Origin of the sequence: Chryseobacterium sp. GVT01B (assembly GCF_019970045.1) — a bacterium.
Lineage (GTDB): Bacteria > Bacteroidota > Bacteroidia > Flavobacteriales > Weeksellaceae > Chryseobacterium.
In genome coordinates this window covers 335139-359496 of record NZ_JAHXYI010000003.1, presented here as the reverse complement: position 1 = coordinate 359496, position 24358 = coordinate 335139, and the positions used below count along the sequence as shown (strand labels likewise).

Genomic DNA, 24358 nt, shown 5'->3' with positions numbered 1-24358 from the left:
TAAAATCCACAATTCCCACCATTAAAACAACCAAATCAACAACCAAAAACACAATTTGTTTATATTTTTCTACATAAATTAATTCTATATTAAAATTAATCACTTTAACAACCATTAAAACTGAATCAATTTTCAGATTAAATTTCTCACTGGCAATACAAACATTAACCCGTATAATAAATGAGCATTGCCGACAAGATCAAAATACTTTATCTTTGTTTTTCGAGGCTTATCATAAACATTTTATTTGAAGATCTTCTCTATGAAAAACAACAGCTTTTTATTTTCTGCAAAAGGAATTTGTACAGCAGCTTTTCTTTCCTTAAACACAATAATTTACGCTCAGAAAACTGCAGATATTTCAACAATTTCAGAAAAAACACTAAATACCATTCTGGAAAAAAACAGAGCTTATTATACACAAGGCAAAGTAGCAGATTATATTCCCGAACTGGGAAAAATGGACGCTAAAGCAATTGCCTTTTCTGTAGTAGATAAAAACGGAAAAGTATTCAATACAGGTGATGTGAGTAAAAAATTCACAATGCAGAGTATTTCCAAAATCATATCATTAATGGTAGCCGTCAATGAAAAAGGTGAAGCCCATATTTTTGATAAGATGGGATATTTCGGTTCCGATAAACCTTTCAACCATTTTTCAAACCTTGAAACCACGGGTAAACCGCTCAATCCCATGATGAATGCAGGGGCCATCCTTACTACTTCGTTAATTTCAGGAGAAGGCGAGAAACCTTTCATTAAAATTCTGGATATGGTAAGATATATTACCAAAAATCAGGCAATTGAGTATAACAAATCTGTTTACGAATCTGAAAAAGCAACCGGACACCGCAACCGGGGGATGTTCTATATAATGAAAAACAGCGGACTGATTTCCGGAAATGAAGACCAGCTGGATAATTATTTCAAACAATGCTCTATTGAGCTTACCGCTGAAGATCTTGCAAAAATCGGTTATTTCTTTGCCAACCAATGCGTAAGGTTTGACGGGGATGCTACTTATAAGAATGCAGAAATGGCAAGACTGGTGGAGTCACAAATGCTGACTGCCGGCATGTATGAATTCAGTGGTGAATATTCCAGAACCGTAGGTCTTCCAAGCAAATCCGGTGTTGGAGGCGGAATTACCGTAAGTGTTCCGGGAAAAATTGGAATTGGTGTATTCAGTCCATCACTGGATCAGCACGGCAATTCCCTGGCAGGATATCACATGATTTTAGACCTTGCAAAACAATACGGATTAAGTATATTTTAAATTTTAAAAGCCTTTTAATTTACAGATCGCTCACCGGATAATAAAAATTATATGAGCCGGCATTCTTTAAGGGGTGTATTTATCAGAAAATCTTAACGGTCAACCTAATTAAAAAACAGTAAGTATATCAGATACTTACTGTTTTTTTTATGAATTTCGGAAAGATATATTAATTATTCTTAAAATTATCTATCTCTTTATTTATCAAAAAGATAGGAAAAGTTCATAAATAATTCAAATTAAATCACAATATATTGATTAATTTTATCTAAATTCGCTTTACTGTTTTATCAGATTGATAAAGGCAATTTTTACATTTCGGAACCTTATTCATTCTATATTATCTTTTTGTAATATATGCAAAAACAAATCTCTTGTTTTTGAAATATTTTATTTTTTATTCCTATATTTGCTTAACATTTCTTTAACTATAACTATTTATAATTAAAGTTGAGAAGATTGTACCGGCATGTTTCTAAGAATAAATAAACAATAAATATATTTTAATAACATATGAACAATTGATATTTATATATTAATAAATAATTATCAAATTGTATTTATGATTAAAGAATATATACGTTTTTATTATTTTTATTCACTCATAACAGAAAAACACCATCAATACTAATGGCATCCGTGTTCTGGTATGAGATATCATTAACTATTCCTATACCGTAAATGCTATGAAAAACTTGACTAAAATCAGGCTAATGCCTTTTGAAAAACCGGACACCAACCTTACATCATGCAATCTATTAACAAACAATAGATTCTTGAATAATTACTATAAAAACACATCCATCATTAAAGATTTAACAAAAACCAATTTTATTATATCGTAACAAAAAGCGATCGCCTTAATACCGAAAGGCCCTGCATTTTGTTATGAATCTCTTGCTATCATTCAATAATTATCACGCCATGAAAAACTTAACCATTATTGGACTGACGCCTTTTGAAAAACCAGACGTTAACCTTATACCTAAACTACACCAGGCGGGCGCATTTCCCGTTTTAAGTTTAGGAAATGAAATAACGGCTGCACAGGAAGCGTTACATCAACTTGACAAGATAGACGTACCATCGTATGGTATTTATTTTTCTAATGACAATTTCACCACAATTCAAATTCCTGAAAAAGTAAGGTTCGCTATCCTTCCGTTCGGAATGCCGAAGCCCTTCAATCTGCCTGCAGTTTATCAGGTAAGCAGTTTGGAAGAAGCCCGACAGGCTGAACAATCGGGAGCAGAAGGAATCATTATCAAAGGAAATGAAGCAGGTGGATGGGTAGGCTATGAATCCACGTTTGTATTATTTCAGCGTGTGATCAAAGAAATTCAGAACATTCCGGTGTGGGTACAGGGAGGAATAGGTCTCCATACTGCAGCGGCATCTAAAGCATTGGGAGCAACAGGAGTTGTACTGGACAGCCAGCTGGCCCTGTTCCCTGAAAGTTCAGTTCCAAAAGATCTGAAAGAAGTTTGCTCAAAACTGAATGGTACAGAAACTAAGGTGATTGCTAACCATCGTGTATTGGTAAGACCCAATTCACCGGTATTACCAGAAAACACAACTGCTGAAGATCTGAAACAGTATTTCACCGGTCTGGACCTCAATACATGCTATATCCCTATGGGACAAGACATTTCGCTGGCAACAGATCTGTATGAAGATTTCAAAACTCTGAAAAAACTTGTTTTCGGATTCAAAGAAGCTATGTACGGGCACTTGAAGCAGGCAAAAGCACTCAAAGTAATTGACAAAAACAACTCTTTAGCTCAGGAGTTAGGGTTGAGTTACCCTATTGCTCAAGGCCCAATGACCCGCGTGAGTGATGTACCTTCATTTGCCAATGCGGTAGCAGATGCCGGAGCTTTACCTTTTGTTGCCTTATCCTTATTGAAAGGAGAATCTGCAAAGTCTCTGGTAATGGACACCAAAAAACTGGCTGGTGAAAAAACATGGGGTGTAGGTATCCTTGGATTTGCTCCGCAGGAATTAAGAGAAGAACAGACCTCTTATATATTAGAAGCCAAACCTCCTGTAGTTTTGATTGCAGGCGGAAGACCAGCTCAGGCTAAAGTATTTGAAAAAGCCGGAATAAAATCATTCTTACACGTTCCTTCCCCTGCCCTTCTGGATATTTTCCTGAAAGAAGGTGCCAGAAATTTCATTTTTGAAGGACGTGAGTGCGGAGGTCACGTAGGTCCGCTTTCAAGTATGGTTCTTTGGGAAAAACAAATTGAACGTATCCTAAAAGAAGAAAACCCTGAAAACATCAGTGTCTTTTTTGCAGGAGGAATTCATAACGCATTTTCAACAGCATTTGTTTCCATCATGGCCGCTCCATTAGCTGCGAGAGGAGTAAAAATTGGAGTATTGATGGGAACCGCTTACCTTTATACTCATGAGGCAGTACAGACGGGAGCTATTCAGGAAGAATTCCAGTCGCAGGCTATGCAGGCAAAAGATACCGTCTTATTGGAAACAGCTCCGGGACATGAAACCCGTTGTCTCAATACGGCATTTGCCCACCATTTCAATACAGAAAAAGCAAAGCTTCTTGCTGCAGGAATGGATAAAAAACAGGTGTGGGAACAACTTGAAAAATTAAATGTAGGCCGTTTAAGAATTGCGGCTAAAGGTATAGAGCGTCAGGGTGATAAACTTGTCAGTATTCCTAAAGATGATCAACTAGACTTAGGAATGTATATGATCGGACAGGTAGCTACGATGCACAATCGTGTGATCTCATTAGCGGCTCTTCATCAAAGTGTTGTAGACAACTACGAGCATATTCAGGATGCAGCGTTACCGGAAGAACCTGTTTCTACAGAAAAACCTCTGGACATCGCTATCGTAGGAATGGAATGTATTTTCCCGGGAGCTAAAAACCTGGATGAATACTGGAGAAATATCATTTTAGGAAAAGACAGCGTTACCGAAGTACCGGACGAAAGATGGAATAAAGACCTTTATTATAAACCAGATTCCAACGAATCTGATGTCTCTCATTCCAAATGGGGAGGATTTATTCCTAAAATTGATTTCGATCCACTGGCATTCGGAATTCCGCCACAATCACTTGCTGCTATTGAACCTACGCAACTGTTAACTCTATTGGTTGCCAAGCGTGCAATGGAAGATGCAGGATATGGTGAAAAACATATCAACAGAGAAAATATTTCTGTAATCATAGGTGCTGAAGGGGGTAATGACCTTGCCAACAGCTATAGTTTCAGAGGATATTATAAGCAGGTTTTCGGAGAACTTCATGAAGAAGTAAAAGAAGCCTTCCCTCATACCACAGAAGACTCGTTTCCGGGTATTCTTGCCAACGTGATCGCAGGTAGGATTACGAACCGACTGGATCTTGGCGGCAGAAACTTTACCGTAGATGCAGCTTGTGCTTCTTCATTAGCTGCTATTGATCTGGCTTGTCAGGAACTTGTATTAGGAAAATCCGATATGGTTCTTGCAGGAGGAGCAGATTTACACAACGGAATCAATGATTACCTGATGTTTTCCAGTACTCACGCACTTTCCAGAAAAGGAAGATGTGCTACTTTTGATGGTGATGCAGACGGTATTGCTCTTGGAGAAGGTATCGCGATCCTTGTTTTAAAAAGATATGAGGACGCAGTACGTGATGGTGACCGTATTTATTCAGTAATCAAAGGAGTTGGCGGATCCAGTGACGGCAAAGCACTGGGATTGACAGCTCCAAGACAGATAGGCCAGGTAAGAGCATTAGAACGTGCTTATTCCCAGGCGGGTATCAGTGCTGCTTCTGTAGGTTTAGTGGAAGCTCACGGTACAGGAACTGTAGTGGGTGACAAAACGGAATTAAGTGCATTAACTAATTTATTCAGCCGTTCAGGGGCATTGCCTGGGCAGACTCATTTAGGTTCTGTAAAAACGCAAATCGGACATACAAAATGTGCGGCAGGATTAGCAGGATTGATCAAGGCTTCCCTTGCCGTTTATCATGGTGTAAAGCCACCTACCCTTCACCTTCAGCAGCCGAATGCTTATTATAACGCAGAAACCAGTCCATTTGCCTTCCATGCAGAAAGTGGATTATGGGGCGAGAAAAACCGTTATGCAGGAATCAGTGCTTTTGGATTTGGAGGAACCAATTTCCATACAGTCATTGCCAACCATCCAAAGCAGGATAATTCAATTGCGATGCAGTCATGGCCTTCAGAATTGTTTGTGTTCCGTGGAGATACCTATGAAGAAGCCAAAGGAGAATCAAGCAAGGTTAAGGCTTTATTAGAAATTAACGATGGGATTCCATTAAAAGATATTGCTTACAGTTTAAGTATCAGTTCAGAAAAGCCAATCCAGTACAGTATTGTTGCAGATACCGCTGAAGACCTGATGATGAAGCTTGAGCTGGTATTGCTGGGGATTGAGACAAAAGATACATTTACCGTGAATAAAAAAGAAGGTAAAGTAGCCTTCACTTTCCCTGGACAAGGCAGTCAGAGAATCAATATGGCTCGTGACTTATTTGTAGTGTTCCCGGCTATGCGTAAGATTATTGATGAGTATCCTGAACTTGAAAAAGTAGTTTTCCCATCAAAGACTTTTAACGAAGCTGATTTAAAACAACAAAAAGAAACCATTAAAGATACCCGTTTAGCACAACCGCTTTTAGGAATTGTAGACCTTGCATTGGCTAAATTCTTAGAATCATTAGGTATTATTCCTGATATGCTGGCAGGTCATAGCTACGGTGAAATTCCGGCATTATGTTTTGCAGGTGTATTTGGAGAAGATAAACTGGTTGACTTAAGTGTTAAGAGAGCGCAGTCTATCTTAGATTCAGTAGAAGGCGGAGATCCCGGTTCAATGCTGGCAGCAAGTGCTACTCCGGAACGTTTACAGCCAATTATTGAAAAAGTAGAAGGATGTTATCCTGTGAACTTCAATGCACCTACTCAATGTGTAATCGCTGGAAGTACAGAAGCCATCAATACATTACTGGAAATCCTTAAACAAGAAGGTATTTCTGCTAAAAAACTTGAGGTTGCATGCGCATTCCACAGCCCGCTACTCGCAAAATCCAAAGATTTATATGCTGAGGTGTTAAAAGATGTTCCTTTCGGGGAAATGCAGATCCATGTATGGTCCAACACCACAGCAGAAGTATATCCGGCGAATCCTGAATCCATAAAAGAAAGACTTACTGATCATCTGGTACAGCCTGTAAGATTTGTAGAACAGCTTCAGGCAATGTATAACGACGGTGCAAGAATATTCATCGAAGTAGGCCCAGGAAAAGTTCTTACCGGACTGACCAAATCCTGTCTTGAAAAAGATCAGCTGACCTTATATGTTGAAGACAACAGCCGTAATAAATTCAGCCACCTGCTTTGTATGCTGGCACAATATTTAGGAACTGGCCGAAGCTTCAGTATTGATAAACTTTTTGATGGCCGAAGCGTTAAGGTTATTGACCTTAACCAACCTGAGCTTTACAAGAAAAGCCCTGCCATCTGGCGTGTAAACGGGCAGACTGCCCACCCAACTCATGGTAATCTTCCATCTAATGGTGCTTTACCACTCATAAACCCTATTCCCATGAACAATTTTACTCATCAACCACAGGCCCCTGCAACTGAAGCTCAGTCTACTGCTGAACGCATGCTGCAGGAATATTTAAACAGCATGAAATTAATGATACAGGCACAACGCGATGTGATGCTTTCCTTTATGGGACAGAATCCTCAGGCGTTCCCTGCTCCTGTATACAATGCTCCGGTACAGGCTCCGGTTCAACAGCCGATATCTACTATTCCGGTTCAGCCTGTTCAGCAGGAAAGACCGGTGGCCGTTGCAGCTGTAAAACAAGCTCCGGCAAGAGATATTAAGTCTTTATTATTACAGGTAGTAAGTGACAAAACAGGATATCCTCAGGAAATGCTGGGTATGGAAATGGACCTGGAAGCTGACTTAAGTATTGATTCTATTAAAAGAGTTGAAATCATCGGAACACTTCGTAATGAGCTGGGAAGTCTGGGTAATGGAAATACCAGTGAAGATACCGTTATGGAACAGTTAGCAGGAATAAAAACCTTAAGCGGTCTTGTTTCATGGCTTACTGAATTCTCAGGAGCTGAAACAACTGCTGCTGAAAAAAACGGATCTGCAGCTGAATCAGCAGCTTCAAAACCACAAGCTCAACCTAAATTCTCTCTTGAAGACCTTCAAAATGCTATTCTGAATATCGTAAGTGAAAAAACGGGATATCCAAAAGAAATGCTAGGTCTTGATCTTGATCTGGAAGCGGATTTAAGTATAGACTCTATCAAACGTATGGAAATCATCGGTGATCTTAAAACCAAGATCGGTTTTGGTCAAAACCTTGAACAGGCAGATGATGTCATGGAAAAACTTGCTGCCATTAAAACCCTTCGCGGTCTGGCAAGCTGGATCAGCGAAATGAATGGTGAAACCAACGAAACGACACCTGAAGTGAAAGAAGACAGCACTACAGAACCTGTTCAGAATGTACTTTCACGTCTTCGTTTTGATATCACACCTACTGACGCTTCTCTAGTACAAAATACAGAAGTATTGCAAGGAAAACGTTTTGCCATTACACAAGATGACAGCAAACAGACCTCCGCGATCAAAGAAGCTCTGGAGAAACATGGAGCCATCGTAGAAATAGTAGATACAGAAAAAGATCTTTCAGACATTGACGGATTAATTATGCTGGATCTATTCTCAGCAACCGATAAACCGAGTATTATCGATCATGTAGATCTGATCAAGAAGCTGGATTTTGATAAAGCAAAATGGGTATATCTGATCTCAGATATTCCGGCACATATTCAGGAAATTACTGATGTAAGCGTATTGCGTCATCACCAGGGATATCCGGGGCTTTTCAAAAGTCTGGCCAGAGAATTTGACAATACAACCTGCAGACTGATCAGTTTGAGCACTCCTCAGGAAGTAGATCAGATTGCTGAAATTACCTTAAAGGAAATCCTTACGAATGATAAACCTGCTGAAATCATTTACAAAAATGACCAGAGACATAAAGTAGACATCATTCCTTCCCCATTGTCAACAAGTTTAAATGAGGCCCACATTCAGCTAGATCAGAAATCTGTGGTATTGGTACTTGGAGGCGCCCAGGGAATCACTGCCGAGTTGGGGAAACACATGTCTCAGGCTTATCCATGCACCTATATTCTGGTAGGAAGATCTGCAGATCCAAGAAATGAGATTTCGGCTAAAGACTTTGAAGGAATGAAAACCAAAGAGGAAATCAGAGGCTTCTTAATTAAGTCTGGCCAATTCACTTCTCCTGCAGAAATAGAAAAAGAAACGACGAAAATTTTCAAAAACAATCAGATTCTTCGTACGATCCGTGATATGGAAGAACTTGGAAATACCATCGTTTACCAATCATTAGATCTTTGTGACGAAGAAGGTTTAAGTAACCTGATCAGCAATATCTATGAAAAATACGACCGTCTTGACGGAGTAATCCACGGAGCAGGTCTTTTAGAAGATAAATTATTCAAGCAAAAGACGACAAGCTCTTTCGGACGTGTATTCGATACCAAAGTGAAACCACTTCGTGTATTGGCAGAACAACTTCGTACAGACTGCCAGTTTGTAGTATTATTCTCAAGTATTGCTTCCGTATACGGTAACAAAGGTCAGACAGATTATGCAGCTGCCAACAGTGTACTGGATGATTACGCAAATGCTTTAAATAAAAGATTAAAAGGAAAAGTAATCTCCATCAACTGGGGACCATGGAAAGGAGCCGGAATGGTTTCTTCCACCCTGGAGTCAGAATATGAACGCAGAGGTATTTCCATGATTCCATTGGATGAAGGAAAAGAAATCTTCCTTAACGAGATTAAATACGGAACAGAAAGCCAGGTGCTGATCATGTCAGGAAATAATTGGTAAAACGCTGCATAAACTCAATATGAAACAAACAGATGTTGCTGTAATTGGTCTATCCTGTGTCTTTCCCGGGGCACAGGATGCCAACACTTTTTGGCAGAATATTGTCAATAAAGTCGATTCTACCGAACCTGCTCCGGCTGATCGGATAGATCCGGTTCATTTCAGTGATGCCACAAATCCCGTTGACCGTTTTTACTGTCAGCGTGGAGGATTTATCCCTGATTATACATTCGATCCCACAGCATTCGGTATTTTACCACTGGCTGTTGAAGGAACGGAACCTGACCACTTGCTTACCCTTGATCTGGTAAAGAAAGCACTGGAAGACGCAGGAATATTTCAAAAGAATATTTCCCTTGAAAAAACGGGAATCATCATCGGTAAAGGAAACTATACCGGTCCGGGAGCAACCCGTGCTATTGAAATTGTAAGAACCGGAGAACAGATTTCTTCGTTATTAAAGGAATTGCTGCCTCAGGTTTCTTCTGCAGACATTGAAAAGGTAAAACATGCCTTTCAACAGCGTAAAGGCCGTTTTGCAGCAGATACCGCAATGGGATTAATTCCTAATCTTGTTGCTTCACTTGTCGCCAACCGGTTCAATCTGGGAGGTGCTGCATTCACTGTAGATGCCGCTTGTGCCTCTGCACTTATTGCTGTTGACCATGCTGTACAGGAACTTCAGAGAGGTCGTTCCGATATCATGATTGCAGGAGGAGTACACACAGGACAGAACGCTGCTTTCTGGAGTATTTTTGCCCAGCTGGGAGCTATGTCACGCCAACAGCAGATCAAACCTTTCAGTATGGATGCTGACGGATTGCTGATTGGTGAAGGCTGTGGTTTCGTTGTTTTAAAAAGATTGGAAGATGCGGTTCGTGATCAGGATAAAATTTATGCAGTGATCAAAGGCGTAGGAGTCAGCAGTGACGGTACCGGAACCAGTGTGATGAGCCCATCCGTAAAAGGTCAGTTAAAGGCTTTAGAACAGGCATGGATCAACGCTGATTTAGATAAAAATAAAGTGGGATATCTTGAGGCTCATGGCACAGGAACACCCCTTGGAGATAAAACAGAACTTCAGACCTTAGCCCAGTTCTTCGGAAAAGAAGAAACTGCTCCGATGGCGGGTATTGGGTCGGTGAAGTCCAATATCGGGCATGCTATGCCGGCTGCCGGAATTGCAGGATTAATTAAAACCTGTTTAGCATTACATCACGATACTTTGCCGCCAACCTTATATTGTGAGAATCCGACTTCGGATATGAAAAATACAAGGTTTGAACCTGTACAGGAAGCCAGACACTGGTCAAAAACTGGACTGCCAAAAGTAGCTGCAGTAAATGCTTTCGGATTTGGAGGAATCAATGCACACGTTGTTCTTGAAGGGTATGATATGCCTAAAAAAGATCAGGTATTGATCTTGGCCAGACCTACCCATGAAGAATTGCTTTCAGCTTTACAAAATAATGAAACAGCCATCGGAGAAGGAGATTTCAGAGTTGCTATATTTGATCCAACGCCTGCAAGAATAGAAAAAGCCATTAAAATTGTTTCCAAGAATATCACGTGGAAAAACAAACAGGATATCTGGTATACCTCTGCCCCATTATTAAAAGATGGCGGTAAAGTAGCCTTTGTATTCCCCGGCTTAGATGGTCTGGCAAAAGGTGAAGTAGAGACTGCAAGCCGTTATTTCGGACTCACAGCGCCAATCGAAACAGAAGGTGAAGGCCTTTTAACCGATGCCTTAAACATTTTCAACAACTGCAGTATCCTTGATCATTCACTGAAAAAACTGGGAATTGTCCCTGATATGAATGCAGGGCACAGTTTAGGAGAATGGCTGGCAGGATATTCATCCGAGTTGGCAGAAGCAAATTCAGTTAAAGCTTTAATTGATGTACTGAATCCTGAAACTTTTGAATTAAAAGATTCCAAATTCATTGCTATAGGAGCTGGTATCGATACCATAAAACCTTTTATTGATGAAATTTCAAACCTGTATGTATCCAATGACAACTGCCCTAATCAGGTGATTCTTTGCGGAAGCAATACAGCTTTGGATGAATTGGTTCCTTTGTTAAAAGCAAAACAGATCTTCCATCAGGTATTACCTTTCCAGTCAGGATTCCACTCTCCTTTTATCGCTGATAAACTGGACGTGATCCTTGCGGGAATGGAAAAAGCACAGTTCCAGCAGACGAAAATTCCATTGTGGTCTGCCACCACATTAGAACCTTATCCTGCAGATCAGGCAGCGATCAGAAAACTGAGTGCAGAGCATTTGGTTCAGCCTGTCCGTTTTCGTGAACTGACCGATAAATTATACGAAGAAGGTGCAAGAGTATTCATTCAGGTGGGTACCGGAGGCCTGATCGGATTTATTGATGATACTTTGAAAGGGAAAGCTTTCAGTACGATTGCTTCCAGCGTTCCTACCCGTTCTGCATTGGCGCAGTTACAGCGTGTAGTTGCTTCATTATTTGTAGAAGGAAAAACAATCGCTCTTGATTTTCTGGAAATTCAGAACCATTCGAAAAGAGTATCAGGAAAAGGTATTAAACTGGAATTAGGTTCACCTATTATCCGTAATTTTAAAGAAGTGAAAGCGTTGGCTCAATCATTTGAGGCACCAAAACAATATACAGCAACTGCTTCAGCTATTGCTACAAAATCCGATCATCCGCTGGTACAGGCATTCCAGAATAACGTTGCAGATATGATCCGGATGCAGGAAGAAGTATTGACTTTATTCCAGAACCGTCCGGAGATTACAATTCCACGTCCTGCTCAGGTCGCTCCTGTGGCACAACAGGTTGTTCAAAAAGCACCGAGCAGTACAACTTTCTCAAAAGATTTGTATGTAACGCTGGAAAGTCATCCTTACCTGATCGACCACAGCTTATTGAGACAGCCTAAAGGATGGGTTCATGTAGCAGATATGGAGCCGGTAATCCCGATGACGATGATCTTTGAACAGCTGGCAGAAATTGCAGAAGCGGAAATTCCGGGAACACAGGTTCATAAAATCATGAACGTAAGTGTATTCCAATGGATGAATGTGGCTAAACCTTTTGAAAAAACTGTAAAAGGAGAATGGCGTTCATCAAACCATGCTTATCTCGATATTGAAAACTTTGCCAACGCAGAAGTAGTTTTAAAATCTGCTCCTGTTCCGACACCAACATTCAATCTTTCCATCGGTAATCTTTTACCTATCGAAAGAACCACTGAAGAAATCTATGACATGCACATGTTCCATGGAGAAAAATACCAGGGAATTACTGAAATTTCAGCTGTTGGAGATAAAGGAATCATCGGAAAGATAAAAGGAAATGGCGGTAAAGGTTCATTACTGGACAATGCCGGACAGTTATTCGGGCTTTGGCTTCAGCTTACTTTGGTGAAAGACCGTATTGCATTTCCTGTGAAAATCAGAGATATTGAATTCTTCGGAGATATGCATGATCAGAAAGGTATTTTTGAATGTACGTGTATGCTGACCGAACTGAATGATGAATTTGCCATCGCCGATATCATCCTGAAAAGAGACGGAAAAGTTTGGTGCGCTATTACAGGCTGGCAGAACAGAAGACTGGAAATTGATGCCGCTTTATGGAATGTTTCCATGTCACCGCTGCACAACCGTCTTTCGGAAGAGATTGCTCCTGAAGTTTTCTTCTTCCATCAGGCCTACACCAGAGTCGCGTCATGGGATTTTATCCTGAAGAGATATTTCAACCAAACGGAAAAACAGCATCACCAGCAGTTATTACCTAACAAAAAGAAAAACTGGATGGTAAGCCGTGTGGCAGTGAAAGATGCTGTAAGAAATCTTCTCCGTCAGGAAAAAAATCATGCCTGTTTCCCGATTACATTTGAAATTCGTTCCGATGAAGTGGGGAAACCTTACCTCATCAGTGATTTTACAGAAGATATTCATATTTCATTGGCTCATAAAGGCAAGGAAGCCGTGGGGATCGCGAGATATGGAAAATCTGTAGGAATCGACATGGAACTGATGGAAGAACGCAGTGCCGGATTCTACGACATGGTATTTACCAACAACGAATTAGCTTTATTAAAAGACAGAGATCAGGCAGAATGGACCACCCGTTTCTGGGTAGCCAAGGAAGCTTACGGAAAGTTCCTGGGAACAGGACTCAAAGGAAATCCTAAAGCCTTCGAAGTCGAAGAAATAAAAGACGATCACCTGTGGATCAACAACATTGAAATCAAAACTATTAAACATAAAAATTATATTATCGGATGGACACTGTAAACGCAACATTAAAAATGAACCACGAAGAACTTTTTACTTTATTAAAAGGTTTTATTACTGAAGTGATAGGTGCTGAATTTGTAGAAGAGATGGACATTACTCCTGAAAGTTCATTCACCAAAGATCTTGAAATGGACAGCATCGAGATTGTCTCTTTCTCTGAAAAGATCAAGGCGCATTTTGGCGATCAGATCGACTTTACGGGTTGGTTATCTTCTATGGATCTTGACCAGCTTATTAATCTTGACCTTAGTATGATCATCAATTATATCTACGAATGCCAATAATCACTGTCAATAACAGACAAGTTCATATACAGGAACTCAACAAAGGAGCCGAACAAACCGTGGTACTCATCCACGGTATGTTCAGTAACCTGTCCATTTATTATTTTAATATTGCCCCGGTGCTGGCCAAGCATTTCCATGTGGTGATGTACGATCTGAAAAGTCACGGTATGAGTGAACGCTTTTTGGATGGGTACGATCTTGACAACATGTCATCCGATTTAATAGGTTTAATAGATCACCTTCAACTGGAAAAAGTACACCTTGTCGGCTATAGCTTTGGAGGTCTTATTGCGCTGAAAACAGCTTTGGAATACCCAGATCGCGTGAATCAGCTTGTAGTGACGGAAGCTCCCGATCCTCAGGACGAAAAAGCCCGTAACATCATTGATGAATACAGCAAAGAATTTCTTGAGCATTATGTAGCCAACTTTACAGATACCACCAAAGTGCAGATGGGGAAAAGACAAATGGAAAAGAACCATCGTATGTATGAATTTCTGTTTAACCAGACCACCATTAAAGCAGATATGATTAAGGAAAAACATTTCCTGGGTGAAACCGACTTCAACAAACTGACGGCTTCTACTCTATTGCTTTATGGCGCTGATTCCAACTGCAGACCTACCGGTGAGTGGCTGCAATCCCAAATCAGCCAGTCTGAACTTGAATTAATTCCGGGTGATCATAATATTCCTATTCAGGAACCTCAGCTCATTGCTGAAACGATCGCTCAATTTTTATCTAAAATTTTAACACAAAACCATGGCTAAATTTGCATTTATAGTTCCACCCTTGACAGGACATGTCAATCCTACCTTAAGCATCGGTGCTACCCTGCTGGAGAGAGGACATGAAGTAGCCTGGATCAGCCTTGACCCTACTTTAGAGGCTAAACTTCCCGAAGGAGGAAAATTATTACTGATCCAATATGATCAGACTGACGAAGAAAAAAAAGAAAGTGAACAGTATCTTGATATTATTTCCAAAAAAGTAGTGTATGGTATAGACAGCGTTAAGTTCCTGTACGAAGATGTTCTTATCCCGCTGAACAGACATTGCTATAATGGAGTTATTGCTTTACTGAAAACATATCAGCCTGATTTGGTTATCGGGGATCATCAGTTATTTGCAGCCCCGGTTGCTGCGAAAATGCTGGGAATTCCTTATGCCACTTCCGTTACCGCTCCGGCTGCCATTAAAATCATGAATGAGCTGCCTAAAGTACACGAATGGGAAGTGAATCAGATTGTAGCACTACAGAAAGAATTAGGAATCAATGAAGAACGTTCTCTAGCAACTTCAGACCTTCTGACACTCGTTCTGACCTCCAAGTATTTCTTTGGTGACATGGAAGATCTGGCACCTCAATATAAATTCACAGGTCCCGTTCTTACAGAACGTCGTCTTTCTTGTGAGTTCGATTGGGACAGATTGAAAAATGCTACCAACAAAAAGATCCTGATAAGCATTGGGACTACCTTCGATCATGATCATAAAAAAGCATTCTTCCAGAAGGTCATTGATGCCTTTAAAGATGAAAACTTAACCGTTGTAGTCGTTTCTGATCCACAGCTTTTCGAGCAGTGGCCGGAAAACTTCATGGTCTATCAACAAGTTCCTCAGCTGGATCTGTTACCTCATCTTGACGGTGTAGTTTGCCATGGTGGTCATAATACCGTATCTGAAACCTTATCAAACGGAATTCCTTTGGTTGTGATCCCGATTGCGTATGACCAGTCGCATGTTGCGGGACGTGTGGTTCGTACAGAAGCGGGTGAGCGTCTTAATTTTAACAGATTTAAAGCCAATCACCTGAGAGAAGCGGTACAACAGATTTTAAATAATCCAAGCTATCGTGAAGCAGCCCAGAAGGTAGGGCAATCTTTTGTGGAAGCAGGAGGTGCACCTACAGCAGCTAATCTATTGGAACAGGCTATATCAAAGGCTTCAAAACCTGAAAAACCGTCTAAGTTTTTATTCGTTGTTCCTCCGTTTTTCGGACATGTGAGCCCTACTTTAAGCGTGGGAGCGAGTCTGATTGCCCGCGGACACGAAGTAAAATGGTTCGGAATTACGCCTTTAGACAGTAAACATATTCCTGAAGGCGGTTCTTATTTCTACCCTGAAGAAGATCTTATCCCATATCAGGAGGAAATTGCCCGTATTTTAAAAAGACAGGATGACGGCCCGGCCTGTTCCGGACCTGAAGTGATGAAACTTGCACTGGAAGAAACCTATGTTCCTTTCGCTAAAATGATGATGCCGGGATTAACCAGACTGACAGAAAGCTGGATGCCGGATGTGATCGTGAACGACTGTATCACTTTCGGAGGGGCTCTTTTCGCCCACAAACACAATATTCCTTGTGTAACCACAACTCCGGTTCCGCCGGATGTGATGGGAGACACGGAAAAAAGTGCGCCAAAAATCTGGGAATGGCAGCAAAACCTCATCAAAGACCTGCAGAAAGAAGTGGGAATTCATGAGGAAGGAATTTACATCCATTCTCACAAGCTGAATATGGTGTTTACATCTCAGGCTTTCGCTGGTTTTGAAACCGTTCCGTCTCATATGAAATTTGTAGGTCCGGTAAAAGGCCGTCCAAACGATGCTCCATTTGACTGGGATAAACTGAACGCTTCTACCACTCCAAAGATTTTCGTATCATTGGGAACGCTGCTCGTAGATATCAGAAAAGCTTTCTTTGAAAAAATTATCGCTGCATTCAAAGACCAGCCGGTAACAGTGATTGCCGCTACTCCACCTGAAATCTTTGAAGAATGGCCGGACAATTTTATCGTGAACAGCTTTGTTCCTCAATCTGCAGTAATGCAGCAAATGGACATGGTAATCTGCCACGGTGGTTTCAATACGGTAAACGATACTTTCCGTAACGGATTACCGATGCTGATCACACCTATTGCTTACGATCATTTCCATATTGCAAAACTGATCGAACAGGCAGGCTGCGGAATCAGCATCCGGTACAAGAGACTACGTGTAGATGCCCTTCGTGAAACCGTTTTTGAATTGTTGGAAAATCCAAAATACAGAACCGCTGCTCAGGAAGTCAGAAATACATTTACCCTTGCCGGCGGTAACGATAAAGCAGTAGAATTATTAGAAAATTTTGTACAGGAACATTCAACATTAGCTTCTGTATAATGATGAAATCACAATGATTTATAAACACAAAGGCAGATGAAAACATAAGGATTCATAAGGCCTTACAAAAGACAGATATCAGCATATGAAAAGAAGATTGCTATTTGGTGAGCGCATGTTACTGGGAGACGGAACAGAACCTTTTAACGCGGTCATTCCGTTCAGACTGAGAGGGACTTTTACCTTAAAAGAGATCCAGCAGGCTTTAGCCAAAATTCAAAATAAACACCCATGGCTGAGAGCATTGATCAGTCATGATGAAAAAAATATTCCGTGGTTCAATGTTCCGGAACAACCCGTTTCCATTCCTGTAAGAATCGTCACCAGACAAAATGAAGATCAGTGGCAGGAAGAATCCAGGAAAGAATGGAACACCACTTTTAATTACGAAAAATTACCCCTGATCCGGTTTATCTGGATCAAGGGGGAAGAAGTTTCCGATATGCTGTTTGCATTTCACCATTGTTTATGCGATGGTGGCTCTGCAATGGCCTTTTTAAAAGAGTTCCTGGTAGTACTGGACAATCCGGCTGTCGATATCGGGACAGAAAACCCGATCTTAGGAATCGAAGATGTGGTTCCTCCCAATATTCTGAACAGCCGCAGACAGAAACTGAAAGCTAAATTTATCGGAAGACTGGCGGCTACTGCCATCAAATGGATTCCGGTAGGCAAAAAAGCTGTGGAAAGACAGAGTGATTACCTGATCAACTGGAAGCTGGATGAAACGGTAAGCAAGGAACTTATCGCTTACTGTAAATCCCAGGGGGTAACAGTGAACACATTTTTGAGTGCAGCGGTATTGCAGGCATTTAAAAAAGTAAGAGGAGAAAAATCCTTCAATAAAGTTTCCTGCCCGGTAGACATCAGGCGTTTTGCCCAACAGATCAAAGAAGACCATATTTTTGCTTTCGGGCTGATGATTGTGGTTTCTGCTGATGAAAAGCTAAGCTTTACAGACAATCTCCGTGTCATGCAGAAATCTGTGGAACAGAAGACCTCAAAGCTGAATCCTTACCTCACCATGATGGTTATGGAATCCGGACATCATGCGCTGAATAATTTCACCAAATTGCTAAAGAACGGAAAGTCATCCAACGACTGTATGTTTTCCAATCTGGGCCGTATTCAGATCCCTCACGAGTACAAAGAATTTACGATAGAGACTATCTTCAGCCCTTCTGTCATTGGTCCTCTAGGGAATACCACTACCCTGGTGGTTTCTACCTACCGTGGAAAAATGGATTTTTCATTCATGGGAAGCGAAGGCTATTTACCGTATACTGATGCTATGGCAGTACGTGACGAAGTTATGCAGACCATTCATTCACAACTAAAACAAATGGCAGTATCATGATCAAAAGACCTTTAATGATGGTGGAAAGGATCATGTATGTAGATCCTGAAACGCCTTTAAACTGTATTTATACCGCAAAGATCAAAGGGCAGGTTTCTGAGGAAACTTTTAAAACAGCTCTGATCAAAATCCAGCAGAAACATCCTATGCTGAGGGCTATCGTTGATCACAAGGTCGGGCGGTATCCTTATTTTATGGGACAGAAAGATATTGAACCTATTCCACTCCGTATTGTAGAACGAAAAACAGACGATGACTGGTTTAAAGAATCCGAAAAAGGATGGTTCAAACTGTTTGACCAACCCAAAAAGCCTCTGGCCGAAGTAGTATGGGTGAAAGGTCAGGATACTTCCGAAATCCTCTGGATCATGCCTCACTGTATTTCAGACGGAACCACCGGAGTGACCCTGATGCGTGAACTTCTGAGTTTGCTGGACAATCCTTATTCCCCGTTAATTCCTTATGTTGCTTTTGAATCGGTAGATGATTTTCTCCCTTCCGATTTTAATACAGGAATTAAAAAATACAAGGCCGGTCTTTATCTCCTGTTCGCCAGAATATTCTTTTCTATCCAGCGAAAAAGCAAAAAGAGAAACCTTGGAAAAAGTTATGCCATCCACTGGAAAATGACTCCGGAGGATACCAAACTGATCACTGAAAAATGTAAAGCCAACGGAATTTCCGTCCATGCTTTGCTGTGTTCTTCCGTGATGCAGGCCTTCCGTGATATTCAGGGAGACCGTGCGAAAGGTAAGGTGATCAGTCCCGTAGATGTACGACATTTCATTCCCGAAATCAAGGAAGATCATTTGTTTGCTTTCGCCCCAACGGTAGAGCTTTCCATCAGGAAAGACAGCAAGGGTGTGATGGACAATGCCAAGCAAATCAAAAAAGACCTTATTGAGAAAATCAGTAAGCTCGAAGCCCGTGAACTTCTTTGGATGGGAGAACGTATGCACCCTGTTGTGAGCCGTATGATCAGGATGCTGAAATCCAGCGAAGGCGGACATGATGTGACCTTATCCAATATGGGAAAGGTGAATATCCCGAATGATTACACCAATTTCAACCTGGAAACCGTGTTCAGTCCTACCGTGGCTTTCCCATGGCTGAACTCCAATACTTTAGTTGCCAGTACGTACAACCAGCAGATGGACTTCACCTTCATGTCCAATGAAAATTTTCTTCCCAAAGAAGAAGCCCATCTGATAAAAGATAAAGCCATCGAGCTATTGACCACCTCTGTATGAAATTTAAAATAAAGCCTCCGAAGCCAAAACCCATCAAGAAAACCACCCTGAAACGCTTTCTCATTAAGCGTACAATTTACTATGTCCTTCCGAATGTATTTTTTAATTTCATCATCGCCTATGCCAGCTTCAAAGAATTAGGTTACACCCATTTTTTCTCAGGAACACAAAACCTGGCCCGCCTTACCCTTCCGATGGCCATCTTCCTTCCTGTAGTCCTTACCATTGATATCATCAAAAGAGTAACCGATGCCGCCAGCCAGGAAGCCATAGAATTTACCGTAGACGAACAGCTGAATATTAAAAAGTTAATGACCAAACTAAGCATATTACATGGCTTAATTACAGGTTCATTAGTACTCTCCCTACTCTTTATAGGACAGTATAATTTCTCAAAGGATTATAAGCTGGATGCTACGGCAATGGCCGTGGTCGTGGGTGTATTGGCTGGGATTTTGTCTGTTGTGTTTGTGTATTTGCCGGTGTGGAGATTGAGGAGGTGGATGTGTAGGAGGATTAAGATTGTAACATAAATTCATTTGAACTCTTTACAATAGTTTAAGGCTTCATTTGGCTTTCTTATTGAGGTTTCCTTATATTTACCTCTTAAACTAAGAAGACCAAATGTTTAATCAAAACCCTGAACAAATTGCTCGTGATCGTATAGACGAAATGCTTCGTCAGGCAGGATGGGCTGTACAATCTAAAAACCAAATAAATTTTAATGCTGCAAAAGGTATTGCTGTTCGTGAATATCAGACTTCGGTAGGTCCTGCTGATTATGTTTTATTTGTGGATCAAAAGCCTATTGGTATCATTGAAGCCAAAAAGGAAGAAGAAGGGTTTAGGTTAACAACAGTTGAAGAACAATCAAAGAATTATGCGCAAGCTCAACTTAAATTTTTTAAAAGTACAGAAGTAATTCCTTTTGCATATGAAAGTACTGGTGTAATCACTCGTTTTACAGATTATCGTGATCCCAATCCACGTAGCCGGGAATTGTTTCATTTTCATCAACCTGAAATGTTAATGGAATGGTACAAAAAGGGAAAAACATTACGAGGACGCTTCAACGATATACCGACGTTAGAAGAAACAGGATTACGTCCTGCTCAGATTGTTGCCATAAATAATTTAGAAAAATCATTTAGACAAAATAAGCCTAAAGCTTTAGTACAAATGGCAACCGGAGCTGGTAAAACATTTACGGCAGCAACATTTATTTACCGCTTACTTAAGTTTGCAAAAGCAAAACGTATCTTATTTTTAGTTGATACTAAAAACCTTGGAGAACAGGCGGAGCAAGAATTCATGGCTTTTCAGCCAAGTGATGATAATCGTAAATTTACAGAGCTATACAATGTACAACGATTAAGCTCAAGTTATATCGCACCAGATAGCCAGATATGTATTTCCACTATTCAAAGAATGTATTCTATTTTGAAAGGTGAGGAAATGGATGAAAGCGAAGAAGAAAATAGTCCTATTGAACAATCGTCCTGGCTTCAACAAAAGCTGGCTGAAAAAAAAGCTGTTCCTGTTTCTTATAATGAAAAAGTACCCATTGAACAATTTGATTTTATTGTCATTGATGAGTGTCACCGTTCCATTTATAACCTATGGAAACAAGTTTTAGATTATTTTGATGCCTTTTTGATTGGGTTGACAGCTACTCCAGATAAACGTACTTTTGGTTTCTTCAATCAAAATGTAGTAAGTGAATATACTTACGAAGAGTCTGTAATTGATGGCGTGAATGTTCCTTACGAAATTTATTCTATTGAAACAGAAATCTCCAAGAAAGGAGGTCTTATAGAATCAGGATGGTTTGTGGACAGAAGAGATAAACTTTCCCGAGCTAAACGTTGGCAACAAGAAGATGAAGATACAGAATATCTGCGTAATGATCTGGATAAAGCTGTAGTAAATGTATCACAAATCCGTACAATCATTAAAGAGTTTAAGCAGGCTTTAGAAACCAAGATATACCCCGATCGTTGGCAGAATGATGAATATGAAGTACCAAAAACTTTAATATTTGCCAAAACAGATTCCCATGCAGACGATATCATTAATATTGTGCGGGAAGAATTTGGGGAGGGCAATGATTTCTGTAAAAAAGTAACTTATAAAATTGATGAAGATCCAAAATCTTTATTAAATCGTTTTCGTAATGATTACTATCCTCGTATAGCAGTTACAGTAGATATGATCGCAACAGGAACAGATGTAAAGCCATTAGAAGTATTGCTCTTCATGCGTGATGTGAAAAGTGTCAATTATTTTGAACAAATGAAAGGACGTGGTACACGAACTATTAATGATGATAAATTACAATTGGTAAGTAAAACAGCTCGTGTAAAAAATCATTTCGTTATTGTAGATGCTGTGGGAGCTACTAAATCTAAGAAAACAGATAGTCGACCGTTAGAACGTAAACCTTCAGTCTCAATGAAAGAATTGTTGGGGGCAGTTACTATGGGAATTTCAGATGAAGATGTATTTCTGTCTTTGGCCAATCGACTTATTCGCTTAGATAAACAATTGAGTGAAAAGGAAAAAGAACATATTATTGAGCTTTCCGGAGGCAAAGCATTACTGCAGATTATCCGTGAGTTAATTGAAGCTTTTGATATTGATAAAATAGAAGAAAATGCCCAAAAACTATTACAGGTTATTCCTATACAGGAACGCACACCGGAAAAAATAGAAAGAGCAAAAGCAGAAGCCCACGAAGCTTTGATCAGAAAAGCTTCATTATCATTTAACGGTCCGTTGAATGAATATATTGATAATGTAAGAAAACAACACGACCAAATTATTGATCATATCAATATTGACACTGTACTAACTTCAGAATGGGATACAACAACAGTTGATAAAGCTGAAAGTTTAATTAATAATTTTGAAGAATATCTGCGAACTAATAAAAACGAAATCACCGCATTAAGTATTTATTTTGATCAGCCATTTCGAAGAAAAGAAATAACTTTCAAAATGTTGAAAGATCTTATGGAGAAAATACGACTGGAAAAACCGATATTTGCACCCCTGCATATCTGGGATGCTTATAAAAATATTGGAGCAACGACCACTCATGCTCCTAAAGATGAATTAACAGCTTTAGTCTCATTATTACGGAAAATCTGTGGAATAGATGATGTTCTAAAACCATATGATAAAACAGTAGATGACAATTTTAAGCAATGGATATTTGCTCAAAATGCCGGACAACATAATAGGTTTTCATCTGAACAAATGGAGTGGTTAAGGATGATTAAAGATCATATTATTAGCTCTTATCATCTGGAATTAGATGATTTAGACTATACACCATTTGATGTACAAGGTGGGCGTGGTAAAATGTATCAATTATTTGGCAACGATATGCAGACTATTATTAATGAATTAAATGAAGCTTTAGCAGCATAATGAAAGAAGATTGGGCAGAGTGTAAGATAATTGACATAGCACAAATATTGAATGGAGATAGAGGTAAAAACTATCCATCACGTGCACACTATACAAAATATGGAATCCCATTTATAAGTGCCGGTAATATTACTGAAAAGAATTCTTTAAACATTGAAACTCTTAACTATATTTCACAAGAAAGGTTTGAATTATTGAGAAGTGGATTGTTATTAAAAAATGACATTATATATTGTATAAGAGGGAGCTTAGGCAAATATGCTATTTTTAATTTGGAATCTAAAGGTGCAATTTCCTCCTCTTTAATGATTATTAGAAACTTACATATAAATAATCTTTTTCTTTATTATTATTTGGGATCACCTAGCGTTAAATATCAAATAAGTATTTTTGATAATGGAACGGCACAACCTAATTTAGCTGCAAAGGATTTTTGCAAGTTTAAATTTCCACTCCCACCACTTCCTGAACAAAGAGCAATTGTCAAAAAAATAGAAACTTTGTTTTCCTCTTTAGATGCTGGTATTGCAGATTTAAAAAAATCTCAAGAACAACAGAAAATCTATAGACAAGCTGTTTTGAAAAAAGCTTTTGAAGGAGAATTAACAAATACTAAGATTATAAGAAAAAAATTTAGTGAAATTTCAAGTACTATTGGAGATGGATTGCATGGAACACCAAAATATGACATAGATGGAAAATATTATTTTATAAACGGTAATAATTTAAATGATGGGGTAATCATTATTAAGCCAGAAACAAAAAAAGTAAATGAGACCGAATATTTGAAATACAAAAAGGGATTAAATAACCTTACAGTTTTTGTTTCTATCAATGGTACTATTGGTAATACTGCTTTTTATAATAATGAACCTATTATTTTAGGAAAAAGCGCTTGTTATATAAATCTATTAGAGGATATAGATAAAAAATATATTCATTATCATTTAAAAACGACAGAATTCTTAAATTATGCATTGAAAAATGCCACAGGAAGTACAATTAAAAATGTAGGATTGAAAACCATGCGTGAATATTTAGTTCCTATTCCATTATTATTAGAAAACCAACAACAAATCGTCAAAGAAATAGAGTCCCGTTTATCAATTTGTGATGCAGTAGAAAAACAAATCAAAAATAGTTTGGATCAGGCAGAAGCTTTACGCCAAAGCATTCTGAAAAAAGCTTTTGAAGGAAGTTTACTTACTGAAGAAGAATTAAGAGCTTGTAAAGCAGAACCAGATTATGAACCAGCTTCAGTTTTATTAAAAAGAATAAAGGCAGAGAAAGAGGTTCATAAACCTGTAAAGAAAATAAGTAAGAAAAAAGTGTCTTAAATAAGGGATTAAAAGAAGT

At 39.5% G+C, this 24358-nt stretch carries 11 protein-coding genes; all 11 read left to right on the top strand.

Annotated elements, in window-relative coordinates; translation table 11 throughout:
- Positions 1–262: 262 nt before the first annotated feature.
- Entirely contained in the window at positions 263–1276 is a 1014-nt protein-coding gene (gene glsA / locus LC457_RS08350) for a glutaminase A (protein ID WP_223599417.1), read from the top strand.
- Positions 1277–2200: 924 nt separating this feature from the next.
- The gene (locus LC457_RS08345) at positions 2201–9223 is read left to right on the top strand and encodes a type I polyketide synthase (RefSeq protein ID WP_223599416.1); all 7023 of its coding nucleotides are present in this window, start codon (positions 2201–2203) and stop codon (positions 9221–9223) included.
- A gap of 19 nt (positions 9224–9242) precedes the next feature.
- Positions 9243–13508, top strand: a complete 4266-nt coding sequence (locus LC457_RS08340) for a type I polyketide synthase (protein WP_223599415.1) — start codon at positions 9243–9245, stop codon at positions 13506–13508.
- Positions 13496–13795, top strand: coding sequence for an acyl carrier protein (locus LC457_RS08335; protein ID WP_002977699.1), 300 nt, complete (start codon positions 13496–13498; stop codon positions 13793–13795). The genes LC457_RS08340 and LC457_RS08335 overlap by 13 nt, the downstream gene beginning before the upstream one ends.
- On the top strand, positions 13786–14568 hold the full coding sequence (locus LC457_RS08330) for an alpha/beta fold hydrolase (RefSeq protein ID WP_223599414.1): 783 nt from the start codon (positions 13786–13788) through the stop codon (positions 14566–14568). The genes LC457_RS08335 and LC457_RS08330 overlap by 10 nt, the downstream gene beginning before the upstream one ends.
- A complete protein-coding gene (locus LC457_RS08325) occupies positions 14561–16963 on the top strand; it encodes a glycosyltransferase (RefSeq protein WP_223599413.1) in 2403 nt (800 codons plus the stop codon). Before LC457_RS08330 ends, LC457_RS08325 begins: the two co-directional genes overlap by 8 nt.
- A gap of 85 nt (positions 16964–17048) precedes the next feature.
- Positions 17049–18320 (top strand): condensation domain-containing protein, encoded by a 1272-nt coding sequence (locus LC457_RS08320; protein WP_223599412.1) that lies wholly within the window; start codon positions 17049–17051, stop codon positions 18318–18320.
- A complete protein-coding gene (locus LC457_RS08315; RefSeq protein ID WP_223599411.1) occupies positions 18317–19570 on the top strand; it encodes a hypothetical protein in 1254 nt (417 codons plus the stop codon). The genes LC457_RS08320 and LC457_RS08315 overlap by 4 nt, the downstream gene beginning before the upstream one ends.
- Positions 19567–20103 carry a hypothetical protein gene (locus LC457_RS08310; protein WP_223599410.1) on the top strand — a complete coding sequence of 179 codons (537 nt, stop codon included), beginning with the start codon at positions 19567–19569 and terminating at the stop codon, positions 20101–20103. The genes LC457_RS08315 and LC457_RS08310 overlap by 4 nt, the downstream gene beginning before the upstream one ends.
- Before the next feature lie 91 nt (positions 20104–20194).
- A complete protein-coding gene (locus LC457_RS08305) occupies positions 20195–23002 on the top strand; it encodes a DEAD/DEAH box helicase family protein (RefSeq protein WP_223599409.1) in 2808 nt (935 codons plus the stop codon).
- Positions 23002–24339 (top strand): restriction endonuclease subunit S, encoded by a 1338-nt coding sequence (locus tag LC457_RS08300; protein WP_223599408.1) that lies wholly within the window; start codon positions 23002–23004, stop codon positions 24337–24339. Before LC457_RS08305 ends, LC457_RS08300 begins: the two co-directional genes overlap by 1 nt.
- The last annotated feature ends 19 nt before the right edge of the window (positions 24340–24358 follow it).